The sequence below is a fragment of the Ruegeria sp. AH3 genome, from assembly GCF_056536265.1.
In genome coordinates, this window is sequence record NZ_JBQFJL010000001.1 from 3059303 (window position 1) to 3077736 (window position 18434).

The 18434-nt window shown below is 60.3% G+C and carries 17 protein-coding genes; 11 read left to right on the forward strand and 6 right to left on the reverse strand.

The genetic code is table 11. The features are described from left to right. Positions 1 to 138: 138 nt before the first annotated feature. Complete coding sequence (locus tag ACR3EM_RS15350; RefSeq protein ID WP_480471508.1) at positions 139 to 864, forward strand: SDR family NAD(P)-dependent oxidoreductase; 726 nt, start codon at positions 139 to 141, stop codon at positions 862 to 864. Positions 865 to 866: 2 nt separating this feature from the next. Here ACR3EM_RS15350 and ACR3EM_RS15355 read toward each other — a convergent pair whose 3' ends face one another. Continuing rightward, a complete protein-coding gene (locus tag ACR3EM_RS15355; RefSeq protein ID WP_480471509.1) occupies positions 867 to 1154 on the reverse strand; it encodes an I78 family peptidase inhibitor in 288 nt (95 codons plus the stop codon). A gap of 130 nt (positions 1155 to 1284) precedes the next feature. Here ACR3EM_RS15355 and ACR3EM_RS15360 point away from each other — a divergent pair, with 130 nt between their 5' ends. After that, positions 1285 to 2397 (forward strand): S-(hydroxymethyl)glutathione dehydrogenase/class III alcohol dehydrogenase, encoded by a 1113-nt coding sequence (locus tag ACR3EM_RS15360; protein ID WP_480471510.1) that lies wholly within the window; start codon positions 1285 to 1287, stop codon positions 2395 to 2397. A gap of 51 nt (positions 2398 to 2448) precedes the next feature. Here the strand turns inward: ACR3EM_RS15360 and ACR3EM_RS15365 are convergent, their stop codons facing one another. Further along, the gene (locus ACR3EM_RS15365) at positions 2449 to 3387 is read right to left on the reverse strand and encodes a DMT family transporter (protein WP_480471511.1); all 939 of its coding nucleotides are present in this window, start codon (positions 3385 to 3387) and stop codon (positions 2449 to 2451) included. 189 nt (positions 3388 to 3576) lie between these two features. On the opposite strand from ACR3EM_RS15365, the gene ACR3EM_RS15370 reads away from it, so the two are divergent. Beyond that, on the forward strand, positions 3577 to 4044 hold the full coding sequence (locus ACR3EM_RS15370; protein ID WP_480471512.1) for a DUF1203 domain-containing protein: 468 nt from the start codon (positions 3577 to 3579) through the stop codon (positions 4042 to 4044). Here ACR3EM_RS15370 and ACR3EM_RS15375 read toward each other — a convergent pair. Beyond that, entirely contained in the window at positions 4041 to 5033 is a 993-nt protein-coding gene (locus tag ACR3EM_RS15375; protein ID WP_480471942.1) for an ABC transporter ATP-binding protein, read from the reverse strand. The two genes, ACR3EM_RS15370 and ACR3EM_RS15375, sit on opposite strands and share 4 nt — an antisense overlap. 87 nt (positions 5034 to 5120) lie before the next feature. Between ACR3EM_RS15375 and ACR3EM_RS15380 the strand changes: the two genes are divergently transcribed. The 3 genes from ACR3EM_RS15380 (at position 5121) to polA (ending at position 8882) form a co-directional block, all read left to right on the forward strand. Then, the gene (locus ACR3EM_RS15380; RefSeq protein ID WP_480471943.1) at positions 5121 to 5294 is read left to right on the forward strand and encodes a zinc-finger domain-containing protein; all 174 of its coding nucleotides are present in this window, start codon (positions 5121 to 5123) and stop codon (positions 5292 to 5294) included. 42 nt (positions 5295 to 5336) lie between these two features. Next, a complete protein-coding gene (locus ACR3EM_RS15385; RefSeq protein WP_480471513.1) occupies positions 5337 to 6002 on the forward strand; it encodes a YrbL family protein in 666 nt (221 codons plus the stop codon). 75 nt (positions 6003 to 6077) lie between these two features. Further along, positions 6078 to 8882 (forward strand): DNA polymerase I, encoded by a 2805-nt coding sequence (gene polA, locus ACR3EM_RS15390; RefSeq protein WP_480471514.1) that lies wholly within the window; start codon positions 6078 to 6080, stop codon positions 8880 to 8882. A gap of 45 nt (positions 8883 to 8927) precedes the next feature. On the opposite strand, the gene ACR3EM_RS15395 is transcribed toward polA, so the two are convergent. Together ACR3EM_RS15395 and ACR3EM_RS15400 are read right to left on the reverse strand one after the other, a co-directional pair. Continuing rightward, a complete protein-coding gene (locus tag ACR3EM_RS15395) occupies positions 8928 to 9158 on the reverse strand; it encodes a DUF2798 domain-containing protein (protein ID WP_480471515.1) in 231 nt (76 codons plus the stop codon). Between the two features lie 73 nt (positions 9159 to 9231). Next, complete coding sequence (locus ACR3EM_RS15400; RefSeq protein WP_480471516.1) at positions 9232 to 9987, reverse strand: hydroxypyruvate isomerase family protein; 756 nt, start codon at positions 9985 to 9987, stop codon at positions 9232 to 9234. 173 nt (positions 9988 to 10160) lie between these two features. Here ACR3EM_RS15400 and ACR3EM_RS15405 point away from each other — a divergent pair, with 173 nt between their 5' ends. After that, complete coding sequence (locus ACR3EM_RS15405) at positions 10161 to 11117, forward strand: DMT family transporter (protein WP_480471517.1); 957 nt, start codon at positions 10161 to 10163, stop codon at positions 11115 to 11117. Here ACR3EM_RS15405 and ACR3EM_RS15410 read toward each other — a convergent pair. Next, positions 11099 to 11677 (reverse strand): DUF1285 domain-containing protein, encoded by a 579-nt coding sequence (locus tag ACR3EM_RS15410; protein ID WP_480471518.1) that lies wholly within the window; start codon positions 11675 to 11677, stop codon positions 11099 to 11101. The genes ACR3EM_RS15405 and ACR3EM_RS15410 overlap by 19 nt on opposite strands. Before the next feature lie 64 nt (positions 11678 to 11741). Here ACR3EM_RS15410 and ACR3EM_RS15415 point away from each other — a divergent pair, with 64 nt between their 5' ends. From ACR3EM_RS15415 to ACR3EM_RS15430, 4 genes are read left to right on the forward strand one after another with little or no spacing between them, the layout of a single operon-like run. Next, positions 11742 to 12749 carry an AAA family ATPase gene (locus ACR3EM_RS15415; protein WP_480471519.1) on the forward strand — a complete coding sequence of 336 codons (1008 nt, stop codon included), beginning with the start codon at positions 11742 to 11744 and terminating at the stop codon, positions 12747 to 12749. Next, positions 12746 to 13621, forward strand: coding sequence for a DUF58 domain-containing protein (locus ACR3EM_RS15420; protein ID WP_480471520.1), 876 nt, complete (start codon positions 12746 to 12748; stop codon positions 13619 to 13621). The genes ACR3EM_RS15415 and ACR3EM_RS15420 overlap by 4 nt, the downstream gene beginning before the upstream one ends. Further along, on the forward strand, positions 13618 to 16380 hold the full coding sequence (locus ACR3EM_RS15425) for a DUF4159 domain-containing protein (protein WP_480471521.1): 2763 nt from the start codon (positions 13618 to 13620) through the stop codon (positions 16378 to 16380). Before ACR3EM_RS15420 ends, ACR3EM_RS15425 begins: the two co-directional genes overlap by 4 nt. Continuing rightward, positions 16377 to 18419 carry a hypothetical protein gene (locus tag ACR3EM_RS15430; protein ID WP_480471522.1) on the forward strand — a complete coding sequence of 681 codons (2043 nt, stop codon included), beginning with the start codon at positions 16377 to 16379 and terminating at the stop codon, positions 18417 to 18419. The genes ACR3EM_RS15425 and ACR3EM_RS15430 overlap by 4 nt, the downstream gene beginning before the upstream one ends. Positions 18420 to 18434: the final 15 nt, after the last annotated feature.

The window sequence follows — 18434 nt, forward strand, 5'->3', positions numbered from 1 at the left end:
ATCAGTCAGATTAGAAGTTTTTCGCTGCTGCACTATGTTGTGATGTCTGGTTACATGCTGCACCGTAACACAGGGGCTGCGTGATCCAACATTGTCACTGGGTCGTACAATTCCCAACAGAACACAAATGGCCCGGATATGAGCAGTTTCGACGGAAAAACCTACTGGATCATCGGCGCCAGCGAAGGATTGGGTCGCGTCTTGGCCGAAAAGTTGAGCCGCGAAGGCGCGCATCTAATCCTGTCTGCCCGTAACGTGGGGCGGCTGACCGAGATTTGCAACACGCTGCCCAACGCGCGCGCTATTCAGATGGATGTGACCGACCTCAATACTGTGCGCCGGGCTGTGGCCGAGGCCGGAGCGGTAGATGCGCTGGTTTATAACGCTGGGGTCTATGAGCCGATCCGCACAGAGAACTGGGATACCGAGGCCTCACTTGCCATTAGTGACGTCAACTATTCCGGGGCATTGCGTGTGCTGGGGGAAACGGTGCCTGAATTTGTGCGTAATGGCAGCGGAGATGTCACTCTGATCGGGTCTCTGGCCGGATATCATGGCTTGCCCAACGCAATATCATACGGAGCCAGCAAGGCGGCGCTGATCTCACTGGCTGAGACCATGCGGCACGACCTTGCGGGCTCTGGTGTCACGGTGCGCATCGTCAATCCTGGCTTTATCAAAACCCGTCTGACCGATAAAAACAGCTTCAGGATGCCGATGTTGATGACGCCCGAGGACGCAGCCGATCGCGTCCTGCGCGCCATGTCGCGCCGCCGCTTTCGCACTGATTTCCCGGCACCCTTTTCATGGGTTGTGCGCCTGATCGACTACTTGCCAGATATCCTGGTCTATCGCGGGAAATGAGGTCAGCCGCAGGTGAGCCTCTGGATCACGCCAGCACCATTCACATACACATTCAATCGATCGATGCGATAATCCTGTGTCGCTATATCATCCGGACCCAGCACGCGAGACCGCTCGGGCAGTTGGGCCTGAATGTCTGAAACCGGCTGGCCGATTGCATCAGCAAACGGCTCACCTTTGCAAAAGGCCAGATCGACCGGCGAGGTGTCGGCTGTCGGAATGATGTCTTCAACTGGGGCGGTCTCAGCACAGGCGCTCAGAAGGCACAGGATCGGAATAAATCGGCGCATTGGCGTTCCTCTTTCCGGCAATGTCGTTTCTGCAATATCAAAGATTTAGCCAACCTGTCACGAAAGCGCAGTTGAAAACACCCTGTATTTGACGCAGGGTCGGGTCAAATTAGACAGGGAGATAAGCACCATGCGTACGCGTGCCGCCGTTGCCGTTCAGGCAGGCAAACCTTTGGAAGTTATGGATGTGAACCTTGAAGGCCCCAAGGCGGGCGAGGTTTTGGTGGAAATCAAGGCGACCGGCATCTGTCACACCGATGAATTCACCCTGTCGGGTGCCGACCCCGAGGGGCTGTTCCCCGCCATTCTGGGCCATGAAGGTGCGGGCGTGGTGGTTGAGGTCGGCCCCGGTGTGACCAGCCTGAAACCCGGCGATCACGTCATCCCGCTCTACACCCCGGAATGTCGCGAGTGCGAATACTGCCTGCACCCCAAGACCAACCTGTGCCAGGCGATCCGGACCACGCAGGGGCAAGGCCTAATGCCCGATGGGACCTCGCGCTTTTCGACCCTGGATGGCGATCCGATCCTGCACTACATGGGCTGCTCGACCTTCTCGAACCACACGGTCCTTCCGGAAATCGCGCTGGCCAAGGTGCGTGAGGACGCGCCATTCGACAAGATCTGTTACATCGGCTGTGGCGTGACCACCGGCATCGGCGCTGTGATCAACACCGCCAAGGTGGAGATTGGCAGCCGCGCCATCGTGTTTGGCCTGGGCGGCATTGGCCTGAACGTGATCCAGGGTCTGCGTCTGGCCGGAGCGGATCAGATCGTGGGCGTCGACCTGAACCCCTCGAAGGTCGAGATGGCGACCAAGTTCGGCATGACCGATTTCGTCAACCCGAAAGAGGTTGAGGGCGATCTGGTGCCCTATCTGGTCGACCTGACCAAGGGCGGTGCGGACTACACCTTCGACGCCACCGGCAACGTCGGCGTGATGCGTGATGCGCTGGAATCAGCTCATAAGGGCTGGGGTGAGTCGATCATCATCGGCGTGGCCCCTGCCGGAGCGGAAATCTCGACCCGTCCGTTCCAGTTGGTCACCGGCCGGTCATGGCGCGGCACGGCCTTTGGCGGCGCGCGCGGCCGGACCGACGTGCCGAAGATCGTCGACTGGTACATGGAGGGCAAGATCGAGATTGACCCGATGATTACCCACACCATGGGTCTGGACGACATCAACCACGGCTTCGACCTCATGCACAAAGGCGAAAGCATCCGATCCGTGGTCGTCTACTAAGACCCTGCGAAAGAGTTGTTTCAAGACGGCGTGCCAACCGGCGCGCCGTTTTTATTTTCCAGGCCGAGTCGCACCGGTGTCCGAACGCGGGGATCGTACCCGCAAAACGGGGGTATTGACCGAAGTGGTGTTGGACCGGCTCTCGCGCCAGACGACAAAGACACCCGATGCAATGATGACGCTGGCACCCACTGCGACCCAGATATCTGGATGCTCGCCAAAGAAGATGACGCCGAAGATCGTGGCCCAGATGATCTGACTGTACTGGCTGGGGGCGACAACCCCGGCGGGCGCGGCGCGGTAGGCGAGGATGATAAGATGCTGCGCGATGACCGAAAACACACCCACCAGCGCCATCATTGCCAAATGCAGCAGCGAAGGCGGTTGATAGACCAGCGGTTGCGCGACGCTCATGGCCACAATGGCCAACAGCATCGGATAGAGGATCAGAACGGCTGAACGTTCTTCATTGCCAATCTTGCGCACAAGCACCGAGGCGAAGGCGCTGCAGAACGCCGCCATCAGTGCCGCCATATGACCCAGAGTGATCTCGGTCGCGCCCGGGCGCAGGACGATCAGAACGCCGATCAGGCCCACCCCGACAGCAGCCCACCGCTGGGCACGGACGACCTCGCCCAATATCGGGATCGACAGAACCGTCACGATAAGGGGAAAGGAGAAAAGCAGCGAATAGACCTCGGCCAAGGGCAGTACCGAGAAAGCGTAGAATGCGCAGGACATCGCGGTGATCATCAGCGTCGAGCGGAGCAGGATCAGCCAGGGGTGGCGCGGGACAAAGTTGCCGGTCGTCCGGTCGGCCAGAATCGTGACGGCCATCGGAACGAAGGAAAACAGCGTTGCGAAGAAGATGATCTGCAGCACCGAATAGGTGCCGCCCAGCACTTTGATCAGCACATCGTGGGAGGCGAAGACCGCAAATCCCAGAAATGCAAAACCTAACCCGCGCAGGGTGGTATCTTGAGCGCTCATGTCAGCGGCCTCGGTGAATGCGTTTGGAGTTTCGATGCCTAATTAGACCCAAAACCCCGGCGCGGGTAGTGAAAACTTTACCGCTAACATTTTTGGTGAGCAGGGTTGCAGTATTTGCAATGCGCAGGAAACGGGTCGAAGGCAGGGGGCTGACAGAAGCATGATCTTCTCACAGCAAGGAGACATATCATGCAAAATATTTCTGCTCTTCCATCAGATCAGGTTCAGGCCTATCGCGATGGAGCACCGGATGGGTACGGAAACCCGCCCGAGCGGGCGATTTCCAACGGATCAGGCAACCCTTGCCGACATTGCCTGACCTATATCCCGGAAGGAAAAGAGATGTTGGTGCTGGCCCATCGACCCTTTCCCAGAACACAGCCTTATGCCGAAACAGGACCGATTTTTCTGTGTGCAGAGCCGTGTCAACGCTATGAGCCGTCGGCTGACCTGCCCGAGGCGCTGACGGATTCGCCCAACTACCTGATCAAGGGATACGGTTCAGACGACCGGATCGTATATGGCACTGGGATCATCACGCCGCAGGCGCAACTGCAGGAGGCTGCCGAAGCGATCTTTACCCGTGCAGAGGTTGCTTACATCCACATCCGCTCAGCATTGAACAATTGTTATCACGCACGGATCGATCGGGCTTAAAGCTTGACGCGGTGGATACCCCGGCGCGGCTGATCCGGGTCATCTGCGGGCAGGTTGTCGGACCGGCTTGAGGTCAGCGCGAGGAAGACATCCTCAAGATCGGCCTCTTCGGTCCGGACGTCACGGATACGGATTCCGACGTGCCGCACGGCCTCCAGAACCTGTTCGGCACTGGTTTTACCGCTGTGGTACTGCAGCACCAAATCTCCATCGTCGCGCAGCGAGGCGGCGACGTTTTCGGTTTCGGGCAGGCTCTGAACCGGGCTATCAGGCGTGATCACCATGGTGCGGCTGTCCATACGACCCAGCAGGTTTGCGGTGCTGTCCTGTGCCACTTTCTCACCCTGATTGATGATCGCGATCTCGTCACACATCTCTTGCGCTTCTTCCAGATAATGCGTGGTCAGGATGATGGTCATGCCTTGCTCGTTCAGCTTGCGCACATTGGCCCAGAGCATCTGGCGCAATTCGATATCCACGCCTGCTGTCGGCTCATCCAGCACAAGTATCTTCGGGTGATGCACCAGGGCCTTGGCCAGCAGCAATCGCCGCCGCATCCCGCCGGACAGTGTGCGCGCATAAGCTTCGGCCTTGTCGCTGAGGCCAACCAGTTCCAGTATCTCGTCGCTACGGCGTTCCGCATTGGGCACACCGTAGAGGCCGGCCTGCACTTCTAACGCGCCGCGCGGCGTGAAAAAGGGATCAAGGTTCAGCTCTTGCGGCATCACACCGATGGCCGCGCGCGACTGGCGCGGATTACGATCCTGATCATAGCCCCAGATCGAAACCTGGCCTGAGGTTTTGACCACCAGCCCCGCAAGAATGTTGATCAGGGTCGATTTCCCGGCCCCGTTTGGCCCCAGCAGGCCAAAGACCGAACCGCGCGGGATCGTCAGGTCGATCCCCTTCAGCGCCTGTTTCTCGGGTTGGCCCTTGCCGCCGCGATAGGTTTTGCGCAGCCCTTCGATTCTGATTGCCGCATCGGCCATGTGGCTCTTGCCCCCGGTTTGCTCATCGCTCATAAACGCACCTAATACATGCCCGCGAGGCCGACAACCGAAGAAGGATCGCCAGCCGTGACCATCGAAGCGCCGGAAACCAAGATCGTGGAAACCTCCCGCGTCGCCTGTGACGGTGGCGAAGGCGCATTGGGCCACCCGCGTGTCTGGTTGCAGATCCCCGAAGATACCGGTTGGGTCGAATGCCCCTATTGCGACTGCAAATATGTGCTGAAAGGGCATGAGGGCTGATCGGCCTGACCCCGACACGCGACTATATGGAAAGGAGAGAGGATGCTGTTTGCAGCCACGACCATTGATCTCTCCGACCAGCAGCCCATTGCAAACGGCACCGTCCGCAGCGTCTATGAGTTTCCCGGCCAGCCCGATCTGTTGATCAAGGTGTTTACCCGCGCCGAGGACCGCGTCTCGCATCGCTGGGGCAAGCGTTTGGCGTGGAAACTGGTGCCCGGCGCGCGCTATCGCAGTACCTTAAAGGAAATCGAATGCGAGCTGCGCGTGTCGCTCAAGCTGGGGGCAAAGATCGAGGATTCGCCGCTGTCGCGTATGCTGGGCGTGGTGCAGACCACGCAAGGGCCGGGCGTTGCGGTCGAGCGGATCAGCGGGCCGGAGGGGGGACTGGCGCAGAAGCTCAGCCAGCTTGCGGGTCAGAAACGGATGACCCCCGTGATCCTTGAAGACCTGAACGCCTTTGTCGCCAAGATGTTCGATCTTCAAATCGTTGCGCGTGACGTAAAGCGGTCAAACATTGTCTATGGCGTCCGCGGCGAAACCCCGGCCTTTTTCCTGATCGACGGCTACGGGGAGCGGAACCTGATCCCCCTGCGCAGCATGTCCAAGCGTCTGAATGACCGCTCGCTCAGCCGTCAATTTGCGGTTATCGCGCAGAAATCGGGGCTGATCTGGGACGCGTCGCAGCGCAGGTTTTCGGACCACTGATGGGGCCATGAGCGGCCTCGTCTTTTGTCAACGCATTCGATACAACTTGGCGCAACCCAGCGCAGGAGCCCTCGTATGACCCAGACCCAATTCGGAAAAGGCTGCCATCTGCATCTCATTGATGGATCGGCCTTTATCTTCCGCGCCTATCACGCGCTGCCGCCGCTGACGCGGAAATCGGATGGGCTGCCGATTGGGGCGGTATCGGGCTTTTGCAACATGCTGCAGAAATATGTCGAGGGAAATGCCGGGCCGGATGCGCCGACCCATGTGGCGGTGATCTTCGACAAGGGATCACACACGTTCCGCAACGACCTCTACGATCTCTATAAGGCCAACCGCGAGGCGATGCCCGAGGACCTGCGCCCGCAGATGCCGCTGACCCGCGAGGCGACCAAAGCCTTCAACATCGCCTGCAAAGAGCTGGAAGGCTACGAGGCCGACGACATCATCGCCACTCTGGCCGTTCAGGCGCGCGAAGCCGGAGGGCGCGTGACCATCGTCAGTTCCGACAAGGACCTGATGCAACTGGTTGGCGGCGGTGTGGAAATGCTGGATGCGATGAAGAACAAGCGCATCGACCGCGACGGGGTGGTCGAGAAATTTGGTGTGGGTCCCGAGCGCGTGGTCGATGTTCAGGCGCTGGCCGGGGATTCGGTGGATAACGTGCCTGGCGCTCCGGGCATTGGTGTGAAGACTGCTGCGTTGCTGATCAACGAATACGGCGATCTGGAAACGCTGCTGGATCGGGCTGAAGAGATCAAACAGCCCAAGCGTCGCCAGACACTGATCGAAAAGCGTGGCCAGATCGAGCTGTCGAAAAAGCTGGTGCAGTTGGATGAAAACACGCCGCTGGATTTCACTCTGGACGATCTTGAGGTCAAAGACCCCGATGCTGAAACCCTGCTGGGCTTTCTGGCCGAGATGGAGTTCCGCACCCTCACCAAGCGCATCGCTGACAAGCTGGGGGCCGAGGCTCCGGTGATCGCTGACGCGCCCGCGCCGGTTGCTGAGGCAGAGGAGGCTGAGGCCCTGCCGTTTGATGCGTCGAAATATGAATGCGTGCGGGACGCGGGCGCTCTGCAGAAGTGGATCGATCAGGCTTATGAGCGGGGCTGGATCGCCGTGGATACGGAGACCACCGGCCTGAACGAGATGATCGCTGATTTGGTCGGGATTTCGCTGTGCGTGGAGGCTGGGGAAGCCTGTTACATCCCGCTGACTCATCGTGAAAGTGCGACGGATGATCTGTTTGGCTCAGACGCACTAGCCGAGGGGCAGATGCCGCTGGATGAGGCTCTAACATTGCTGAAACCGATGTTTGAGGACCCCTCGATCCTGAAGATCGGGCAAAACATGAAATACGATGCCAAGATCATTAGGCGATACGGCGTCGACGTGACCCCCATCGATGATACCATGCTGATGTCTTATGCGATGCATGGCGGTGAACATGGGCACGGCATGGATACGCTGTCGGAACGCTATCTGAGCCACACGCCGATCCCGATCAAGCCTCTGCTGGGTTCGGGTAAGTCGGCGATCACCTTTGACAAAGTGCCGATTGATGAGGCCACAGCCTATGCCGCCGAGGACGCGGATATCACGCTGCGCCTTTGGAAGCTGTTCAAGCCGCAATTGCATCAGGTGCAGGTGACGACCGTCTACGAAACGCTCGAACGCCCTTTGGTGCCGGTGCTGGCCGAGATGGAGATGCATGGCATCAAGGTCGACCGCGATGTGCTGAGCCGTATGTCCAATGCGTTTGCGCAGAAAATGGCCGGGTTAGAGGCTGAAATCCATGAGCTGGCAGGTGAGAGCTTTAATGTCGGTTCACCCGCACAGCTGGGTGAGATCCTGTTCGACAAGATGGGGCTTGAGGGCGGCAAGAAGGGCAAGACCGGGAAATACTCGACTGGGGCTGATATTCTTGAAGACCTCGCCACCGAACATGAACTGCCGCGCCGGGTGCTGGACTGGCGGCAGCTGTCCAAGCTGAAATCGACCTACACCGACGCGCTGCAGACCCATATCAACCCGGATACGGGCCGGGTGCATACGTCTTATTCGATCACCGGGGCCAATACTGGCCGTTTGGCTTCGACCGATCCGAACCTGCAGAACATTCCGGTTCGAACCGAAGAAGGGCGGCGTATTCGTGAAGCGTTTATTGCCGAACCGGGCAATGTGCTGGTCAGTTTGGATTATAGCCAGATCGAGTTGCGGATTCTGGCGCATATTGCCGATATTCCGACTCTGAAACAGGCTTTCGCCGATGGGCTGGACATTCACGCGATGACCGCCTCCGAGATGTTCGACGTACCGCTGGACGAAATGACACCCGAGATCAGGCGACAGGCCAAGGCGATCAACTTTGGTGTGATCTACGGCATCTCGGGTTTCGGCCTTGCGCGCAATCTGCGCATCCCCCGCGCCGATGCACAGGGCTTCATTGACCGCTATTTCGAGCGCTTTCCCGGAATCCGTCGCTATATGGACGACACGATCTCATTCGCGAAAGAGAATGGCTATGTGCAGACCCTGTTCGGGCGCAAAATCCATACGCCCGAGATCAATGCCAAGGGCCCGCATGCGGGTTTCTCGCGCCGGGCGGCGATCAACGCACCGATCCAAGGCACGGCGGCGGATGTGATCCGGCGCGCGATGGTTCGGATGCCGGATGCGATCGACGGCCTGCCAGCCAAGATGCTGCTGCAGGTGCATGACGAACTCCTGTTCGAAGTGGCCGAAGACGCCGTGGATCAGACCATCTCGGTCGCGCGTGCGGTGATGGAGGGGGCGGCAGATCCGGCGGTGAAGCTGGATATCAAACTGGTCGCTGATGCCGGGCAAGGGGCAAACTGGGCCGAGGCGCACTAGGGGCGGCGCTGCTCATCAGGCCCTGCGGGCCCTCTTCGCAGCGGGTCAGGCTTCGGGTCTGACCAGGCGTGCGATCAGGCGTTTCACGGCGGGCCCCAACGTCAGGATGACAGTAAAGGCGATGGGCCAGCAGAACGCCCATGAGGCTATCCAGTCTCCGAGCGTTGACGGGCCGAAGCCGATGGCTTTGACCGTGGCGATGCCGGTGACGACGCAGGACATGAGGCCGGACATGATCAGGGCGAACAGGGCGTTGGCAAAGCGGGCGGGGATCATGACGGATATCCTTGGCGTGTCGATACCTTCAATTGCGCGATTTCGACGCAAATTTCCAGCGTTCATCCCGGTGCTATTGCCGCATCCACGCTAGCGAAGCTTCGGTCCGCTGGGTTGAGGGCGTGTATTCGGCGCTGACCCAGCCGTCATAGCCGGAACGGTCCATCGCAGCGAACAGCGCAGGGAAATCCATTTCACCCCGTCCGGGCTCCGAGCGATCGGGTGCGGCCCCGATCTGCGCATGGACGATCTGAGGCCGAAAACGGTGCCAGATCGCCAGCGCGTCGCCATGGATCATCTGGGCGTGAAAACTGTCATATTGCAGCCCGATATTTGGCCGGTCGACATGATCCAGCACCTCGGCCGCCAGATCATAATTGTTCAGAAAATAATCTGGCTGCGAAACGGGGTTGAGCGGCTCGATCGTGAAGTGCTGATCCGGCGCGGTATCCGCGGCCCATTGCAAGTTCTCGACAAAACAGCTCTGGGCCTCGGACCCCGAGGCATATCCGGCCATGATATGGACAAAGCGGGGCTGCAGGATATCGGCATAGCGCAACACGCGACGGATGTCGGATTGAAACCGGGTAGTGCCGCCCGGCACCGCCGCATAGCCCGGCTCGCCGCCGGTGTAGTTGGGAGGCGGGGCATTGATCAGCACCAGATCAAGCCCGTTGGCCAGCAGCGCCCGGCGGGTTTCTTTGGCTGCCACGTCATAGGGGAAGAGGATTTCAACCGCTATGAATCCGGCCTGCGCGGCGGCGGAAAACCGGTCGAGATAGGGCAACTCAGGAAACAGCAGCGAAAGATTAGCGGCAAATCGAGGCATGGGTCGTCCGGTTTCTGACGCTGCGGAGATTAGCGATCACGACCGTCGTGGGAAAGAGGTTGAAAACGACAGTTTGTCGAAAATCGACCAGATAAAGAGTTTCGAATCGGGAACCATCTGAGCCATGCGGCGTCTCGTTGCGAGGGCCGTGCCAACAATAAGGTCCGATCACGATGGCCATGAGCCCTGAACCCGCGCGCGGGACTGTTCTTGCTGTATCTGACGGTCGGCAGACCGCACTCACCGGCAATACGCTGGCGGTGGCATCGATGCTGACATGGGCGGCAGGTTTCCCGGCCGCTGAGGTTTTGTTGCAAAGCTGGCCACCTATCGCGTTGTTCGCGGCGCGGATGAGTCTGGCGGTGCTGGTTATGGTGCCAATCTGGTTCATGCTGGATGGCCCTGCGCGCGTGCTGCGTGCCCGATGGGGGCATGCGCTGTTTGTGGGCGGTTTGGGGATCGGAACGGGGATGTTCCTGATTCTCGTGGCGCAGAAGCTGACCGACCCGGTCACTGTCGCCATCATCGCCTCTTGCGCGCCTCTGATCGCTACGCTGTTGGAACTGGCGGCAGGAACACGACGATTGCGGTGGAATTTTGCGCTGGGCATAGCGATTTCGATCATCGGCGGGCTGATTACCACCAGCGCCATGGCACCGGCACAACTCGGGCTCGGCGCAGCGTGCGCGGTGGTTTCGACTGCGTTGTTCTGCTGGGCCAGCATGGCCACGGCGCGCGATTTCCCCGAGCTTAGTCAACTGGGCCGCTGCACCATCACCCTGGCCGGAGGATTGTCGACCGCCGTCGTTCTATTATCGGTCGCCGGATTTCTAGGGCTGGAGGTTATGCCAACGCGTCCCGTTGATACTGCGCAGCTGGGGATGTTGGTGTTTTATGCGCTGTTCTCACTGGGGTTGAGCCAGTTTTTCTTCATTGCATCGGTTGGAAAGCTGGGTGTGGCACTTGCCTCGTTCCATATCAATATCGCGCCGTTCTACGTGATGGTGATCATGATGGCGCTGGGCGAGGACTGGAATTGGACCCGCGCTCTGGGCGCGGCGCTTGTGGCACTTGCGGTGGTTCTGGCACAGGACCGCAGGCCCAGACCGATTCAATCTTCCAGCGCCTGAGACGCGATCAGCGGAAAGAACTGACCAGCTGACCAGACGCCGAACCAACCGTGGTGATGGGTGCCGATCTCTACCAGACGGTAGAAGCTTTTGCGGTCAATGCGTGCCTCAAGGTTGGCGCGAACCAATACATAGGGTGAAGGCTCATCCGTTTCCGTATTGAGGACAATGCGGATCGGGTGGTCGGGCCCGGCGATGGCTGTGTCGCCCACCTGTGTCGTGAAGGTCAGGCATTGTGCCTCGTCCTCACCGTCTTGCTCGAAGTCGACGGCGATGAACGGCGCATCTTCGACGGTGATTCCTACCTTCTCGACCGGGGTCACCAGGTAGAACCTGTCGTTTTCTTTCTTAAGAATTGAAGAAAATAGCTTAACAAGCTCGAACCGATTGATGGGCGACCCTAGATAACTCCATGAGCCATCTTTTGCGATCCTGATGTCCAGATCGCCGCAAAACGGAGGATTCCACAGGTGAACGGGCGGCAAACCCCGCGTTTTGGCCGCTTTGACCGAAGCCGCCAGACCATCCGGTGAAGGTGTCACGGGTTTTTGTCCGCTCATAGCTTTTGCCATTTCCTCTCAGCGCGATACACTTCAAGCATAACAGTCCACGGAAGGGAACCTCATGTCCGAACCTGCCGACCTCGTCGTCGAGATCGAAGCGCTGGAAAACAAGCTGCAAGAGGCCAAATCCTCGATCACCCGTCGCTTTATCGGGCAGGAGAGGGTCGTGGACCTTACGCTGACTGCACTCTTGTGCGGCGGTCACGCATTGTTGATCGGTTTGCCGGGACTGGGGAAAACACGACTGGTCGAGACGCTTTCGACCGTGATGGGCCTGCATGGCAATCGCATCCAGTTTACACCTGACCTGATGCCAGCCGATATTCTGGGGTCTGAGGTTCTGGATACCGCTGAGGATGGCAGCCGCCATTTCCGATTTATCTCCGGCCCGATTTTCTGTGAACTACTGATGGCGGACGAGATCAACCGCGCCAGCCCACGAACCCAATCGGCGCTGTTGCAAGCGATGCAGGAACGTACGGTGACGGTTGCGGGTGAGGATCGGGATTTGGGCGTTCCATTCCACGTGTTGGCAACCCAAAACCCGATTGAGCAGGAGGGCACTTATCCGTTGCCCGAAGCTCAGCTGGACCGTTTTCTGGTGCAGGTCGATGTGGAATACCCGGATCGTCAGACTGAGCGGGATATCCTTTTGGCCACAACGGGCGTCGAGGAAGCAGAGGCGCATCAAATCTTCACCAAAGAGGAATTACTGGCCGCACAGGTGTTGCTGCGTCGGATGCCGGTGGGGGAATCGGTTGTGGAACTGATCCTCGATCTGGTCCGCGCCTTCCGCCCGGATGAGGTGGGCGCGTCCGAGCGGGTGAAGGAAACCGTCGCCTGGGGCCCCGGTCCAAGGGCTGCACAGGCGCTGATGATGACCGTGCGCGCCAATGCAATGCTGCAGGGCCGTCTGGCTCCCAATGCCGAGGACGTGCTGACCATGGCCCGCCCGGTTCTCAGTCATCGTATGGCGCTGAACTTTGCGGCACGGGCACGCGGCGACAGCCTCTCTGACCTGATCGAGTCCACCGCCGCTGGTCTGGTCCGAACTGAGGCTGCGGCGTGAACGCCGCCCAGACCCTACGCGAACGCTCCGAGGCCGAAGCGTCCCGGCTGCCGCCCCTGTTGGCGCGCGCCGAGCATTTGGCCGGAACCGTGTTATTGGGCGATCACGGGCGTAGACGCTCGGGTCTGGGAGATGATTTCTGGCAATATCGCCCTGCGCAGATCGGTGACAGTCGTCGCTTGATTGACCACCGCCGCTCAGCCCGTGGGGATCAGCAGTTTGTGCGTGAGCGGGAATGGCAGATTGCGCAGTCGATCATGCTGTGGGTCGATCAGGGCGCGTCGATGCGGTTTGCTTCGGACAAGCGCTTGCCGACCAAAGCCGATCGTGCGCGCCTGCTGGGACTGTCGACGGCAATCCTGCTGGGGCGCGGTGGTGAGCGCGTTGGCCTCACTGGCACGACGCTGCCCCCACGCAGGGGGAATGCTCAGATCATTCGGCTGGCGCAGGCCTGGTCTGAGGACACGCAAACCGATTACGCACCACCAGAACACCGCGCCATGATCCCGCATGCGCGTGCGGTGTTTATCTCGGATTTCCTTGGGCCCCTGGATGAGGTCGAGCTTGCGCTGACCAAAGCCGCCGACCGGGGTGTGCGCGGCGTGTTGCTGCAAGTTCTGGACCCCAGCGAAGAATCCTTCCCCTATGCCGGCCGTACCATCTTTGAAAGTGTCGGCGGCACCGCCCGGCATGAAACGCTGAAAGCCGCAGACCTGCGTGATCGTTATCTGGATCGCCTTGCGCAGCGTAAGGACGCGCTGACGCAGCTTTGTCGTGCGACCGGTTGGCAGATGGGGCTCCATCACACGGGTGACAGTGCTCAATCGGCTCTATTATGGCTCTATCGCGCCTTGGATGGGGGTGCGCAATGACGGTTCTGGCGGGCATCGGCTTTACCGCGCCCTGGGTGCTGCTGGGGCTTTTGACCCTGCCGATCCTGTGGTTGATCCTGCGTGCCGTCCCGCCTGCGCCTATCCGCCGTTTGTTCCCGGCGGTCACCTTGCTGTTGGGTCTGAAGGATGACGAAAGCGTCTCGGACCGCACGCCGTGGTGGCTATTGCTGCTCAGGATGTTGGCAGCGGCGGCGATCATCATCGGGTTGGCGGGGCCGGTGCTGAACCCTTCGCGTGATGAGACCGGATCTGGGCCGTTGCTGCTGGTGCTGGATGCCAGCTGGGCAGGCGCGACGCGCTGGTCATCGACGCTGGACCAGATCGACGTACAACTGACCGAGGCTGGCCGTGCCGGCCGCCCCGTTTCGATCCTGCGACTGACCGAACCTGAGCCCCCCGTATTCCAAGCGGCCGAGACCTGGCGCGGACGCCTGCCGGGCCTTACACCGATGCCATGGCAACCGACGGAGGCTCAGATCGCTCAAACCTTGGCTGCGCTGGAGCAGGTAGACGGCGGTTTTGACACCCATTGGTTTAGCGACCGTCTTTCCTATGCTGGCCACGATCGTTTGACGTCCGCCCTGCAAGCGCGAGGGGATGTGATTGTCTATCAATCCTCCGCACCCGTGACCGCGATCCTGCCTGCGACGTATCAGGACGGTGCGATAGCGCTCAATGTATTGCGCGCGAACCCAGGTTCGGCAGAAAGTGTCACCGTATTGGCGCAAGGGCGCGATCCCGCGGGCGCGATGCGCGTGCTGCAATCCACGCCGCTGGAGTTCGAAAACGGCTCTAATCAGGCGCAAATCGATCTGGCACTGCCATCCGAACTGCGCGCACGCATTACTCGGTTCGAACTTCAGGGTCAGCGCTCTGCCGGTGCCGTCACGCTGACGGATGACAGCCTGCGGCGTCGTGAGGTGGCATTGATTGCGGGCACTCTGAACCGCGAAGGGTTGGAGTTGCTATCGCCGCTACACTATCTAACCCAGGTGTTGATCCCGACCGCAGATTTTGTCGAAGGCGGTTTGGCCGAAGTTCTGCCAGCCAACCCCGATGTGATTGTGCTGGCGGACGTCGCCAAACTGTCCGAGGCCGAGCAGGCCGGTGTGATCGAATGGGTCGAACAGGGCGGTCTGTTGCTGCGCTTTGCAGGCCCCCGTATGGCGGCCAGTGATCTGGGCCGCGACGAAGAAGATATTCTGTTGCCGGTTCGCCTGCGGAGCGGTGGCCGCTCGGTCGGCGGTGCCATGAGCTGGGGTGAGGCCAAGGGGCTGGCGCCGTTCCCTGAAAACTCGCCCTTCTATGGGTTGGAGGTTCCGGCGGACGTATCGGTGACCACACAAGTTATGGCGCAACCAGACCCTAATCTGGCAGATCGGGTGATTGCGTCGCTGTCAGATGGCACACCTTTGGTGACCCGCAAACCTTTGGGATTGGGGCAAGTGGTACTGTTCCATGTCACGGCGGATGCCGAATGGTCGAGCCTGCCCCTGTCCGGATTGTTTGTCGAGATGCTGGACCGGCTCGCCGTCGCGTCGGCGGCTAAATCGCGGCAAGAAGCTCAAATGCAGGGCACCGTGTGGGAGCCGGTCCAGATATTGGATGGCTTCGGCACTTTAACTGACGCAGGAACACTGCCTGGAGTGGACGGGGTTGAGCTGGTCTCGGGCCAGATCGGACCAGACCTGCGCCCGGGTCTCTACGAGAGCGGCAAGCAGAAACTGGCACGGAATGTACTGGCCGAGGATGCTGTGCTGACGCCGGTGGTCTGGCCTGCCGGCGTTCCCATCCGCGGGCAGGAGATCACTACCGAGACACCGCTGGCGGGCCTGTTGCTCAGCCTTGCCCTTGTATTGCTGACGATTGATGTGATCGCCTCGCTCGCGCTATCCGGGCGGCTGGGTCTGGCGCGCGCAACTGCAGTTGCGCTGGGTGCATTATTGATTGCGCCGGATACGCAGGCACAGACGCCTGACGATACCGATTTCGCACTGAGTGCAACGCAGGAACTGGTTTTGGCTCATGTGCTGACCGGGGACGCGCAGGTGGACGATATCGCGTTGGCCGGGCTGCGTGGGCTTGTGCAGACACTGCACTATCGCACATCGGTGGAACCTGCCGATCCGATTGGGGTCGATCTGGAACGGGATGAGCTTGCGTTCTTCCCGCTGCTCTATTGGCCGATCTCACCCGATCAGCCGCAACCCTCGATTGAGGCGTATGCCAAGCTCAACGCCTATCTGCGATCTGGGGGAATGATCCTGTTCGACACCCGCGACGCCGATATCGCTGGCTTCGGGGCCTCCAGCCCTAATGGGCGTAAGCTGCAACAGCTGGCCGCGCCGTTGAATATCCCATCGTTAGAGCCTGTTCCGCGTGATCATGTGCTGACCCGCGCCTTCTATCTGCTGCAGGATTTCCCCGGTCGCTATTCCGGGACCGAGGTCTGGGTCGAGGCCGCGCCACCCGATGCCGAGCAGATTGAGGGGATGCCGTTCCGCAATCTCAACGACAACGTGACGCCCGTGGTGATCGGCGGCAATGACTGGGCCGGAGCCTGGGCGGTGGATCGCAACGGCCAATCCCTCCTGCCCGTGGGTCGGGGCTATGCAGGGGAACGACAGCGGGAGCTGGCCAATCGTTTTGGCGTTAATCTGGTGATGCATGTACTGACCGGGAACTACAAATCCGATCAGGTCCACGTGCCCGCTCTTCTGGACAGGTTGGGACAATGACCGGAACTGTCATCTTCGATCCGCTGATACCGTGGCCAATCCTGGTCGCCGTTGCAGCTATCGCACTCGCCGGTGTTGTGCTGGCGCTCTGGCGTGGTTTGTCGGGATGGGCGTTGCGCGGATTGGCGGCTCTGGTCGTTCTCGCGGCGCTTAGCGGCCCGGTCTATCAGGTCGAGGATCGCGCTCCGCTGACCGATATCGTGCTGATGATCGAAGATGAAAGTGCCAGCCAGAAGCTCTCGGACCGGGCTGAGCAGACGATGCAGACAGCCGACGCCCTCGCAGCAGACATAGAATCCCGAGACAATACCGAACTGCGCCGGATCAAGGTTGGCGATGGCGATGGGGACGAAGGCACGCAGGTCATGGCTGCCTTGAATGCGGCACTGGCTGAAGAGCCTCGTGCGCGGATTGCTGGCGTGCTCGTTGTCTCGGACGGTATCGTTCACGACGCCGATCAGGCCCCGGATTTGCCTGCCCCCATGCACCTGCTGCAGACCGGGCGGGAAATGGATTGGGATCGCCGTCTCGTCGTGCGCAATGCCCCTGCTTTCGCCATTATCGGAGAACCCGTCACTCTGACGCTGCGTGTCGAGGATACCGGGGCTGCCCCTGCTGGTGTCGCGACAGCGCCGCTTGAGATTTCGGTCGACGGGGCCGAGCCCGAGCAATTCACCATTCCCATCGGTCTGGACGTTGAACTGCCGATCACATTGCCGCACGGCGGGCGAAACGTCATCCAGTTTACCGTACCCGAGGCCGAGGGGGAACTGACCGACCGCAACAACACGGCCCTGATCCAGATGAACGGGGTGCGGGACCGCCTGCGTGTCCTGCTGGTTTCGGGAGAGCCACATCCGGGCGGCCGCACATGGCGCAACCTTCTGAAGTCAGACAGTTCGGTTGATCTGGTCCATTTCACTATCCTGCGACCGCCGGAAAAGCAGGATGGCGTGCCCGTGGATGAGCTTTCACTGATCGCGTTCCCGACGCGTGAGCTGTTTCTTGAAAAGATCAACGATTTCGACCTGATCATCTTCGATCGGTACAAACGGCGTGGTATCCTGCCCGCAATCTATCTGGACAACGTCACCAACTATATCAACGACGGTGGCGCGGTGCTGATCAATGCCGGGCCCGATTTCGCAACGGCTGACAGTATCTTCCGCTCACCGCTTGGCCCCATGATCCCCGCACAGCCCACCGCGCGCGTCATTGAGGAGCGCTATGTGCCCATGGTTACCGACCTAGGCCAGCGCCACCCGGTAACGACGGAATTGGGCGATGCCGAGCAATGGGGCGCATGGTTGCGGCAGGTGGATGTAAGGCAACGATCTGGCGATGTGCTGATGTCCGGAGTAGATGATCGCGCTTTGCTGGTGCTGGATCGCGTGGGCGAAGGACGCGTGGCGCTGATTGCCTCGGATCACGCTTGGCTCTGGAGCCGTGGTTTTGAGGGTGGCGGTCCGCAGCTGGAGTTGTTGCGCCGACTGGCCCATTGGATGATGAGAGAACCCGAGCTTGAGGAAGAGGCGCTGTGGGCCGAAGCCAATGGCCAGTCGATGCGCATCATCCGTCAGACCCTCTCAGATGATGTTGGTCCGGTCACTGTCACACGTCCCAATGGCGAAACGCTTGATATCACGCTGAACGAAGTGTCTCCGGGCCGGTTCGAGGCGCAGTATTTCGGACCCAAGATCGGCCTTTATCGCCTGCAGGAAGGCGAGTATTCCGCGGTGATCGGTCTTGGCCCAGCCGCCCCGAAAGAGTTCGAGCGCACAATCGCAACCGATGAGATTCTCAGCCCGACGCTGGCGGCTCTGCGCGGTGGGGCGGTCCGCGTCGAAGACGGGTTGCCGTCGATCCGAAATGTCCGAGCAGGTCGCCCCGCCGCAGGACGTGGCTGGATCGGACTGACCCCGCGAAACGCCTACGAGACCCGAGACGTCACACAGGCTGGTCTGCTACCGCCCTGGCTGGTGCTGCTGCTGGCAGGAGGTTTCCTGTTGGCTGGCTGGCTGCGCGAGGGACGGCGCTAAACGCGTTTAAGCACT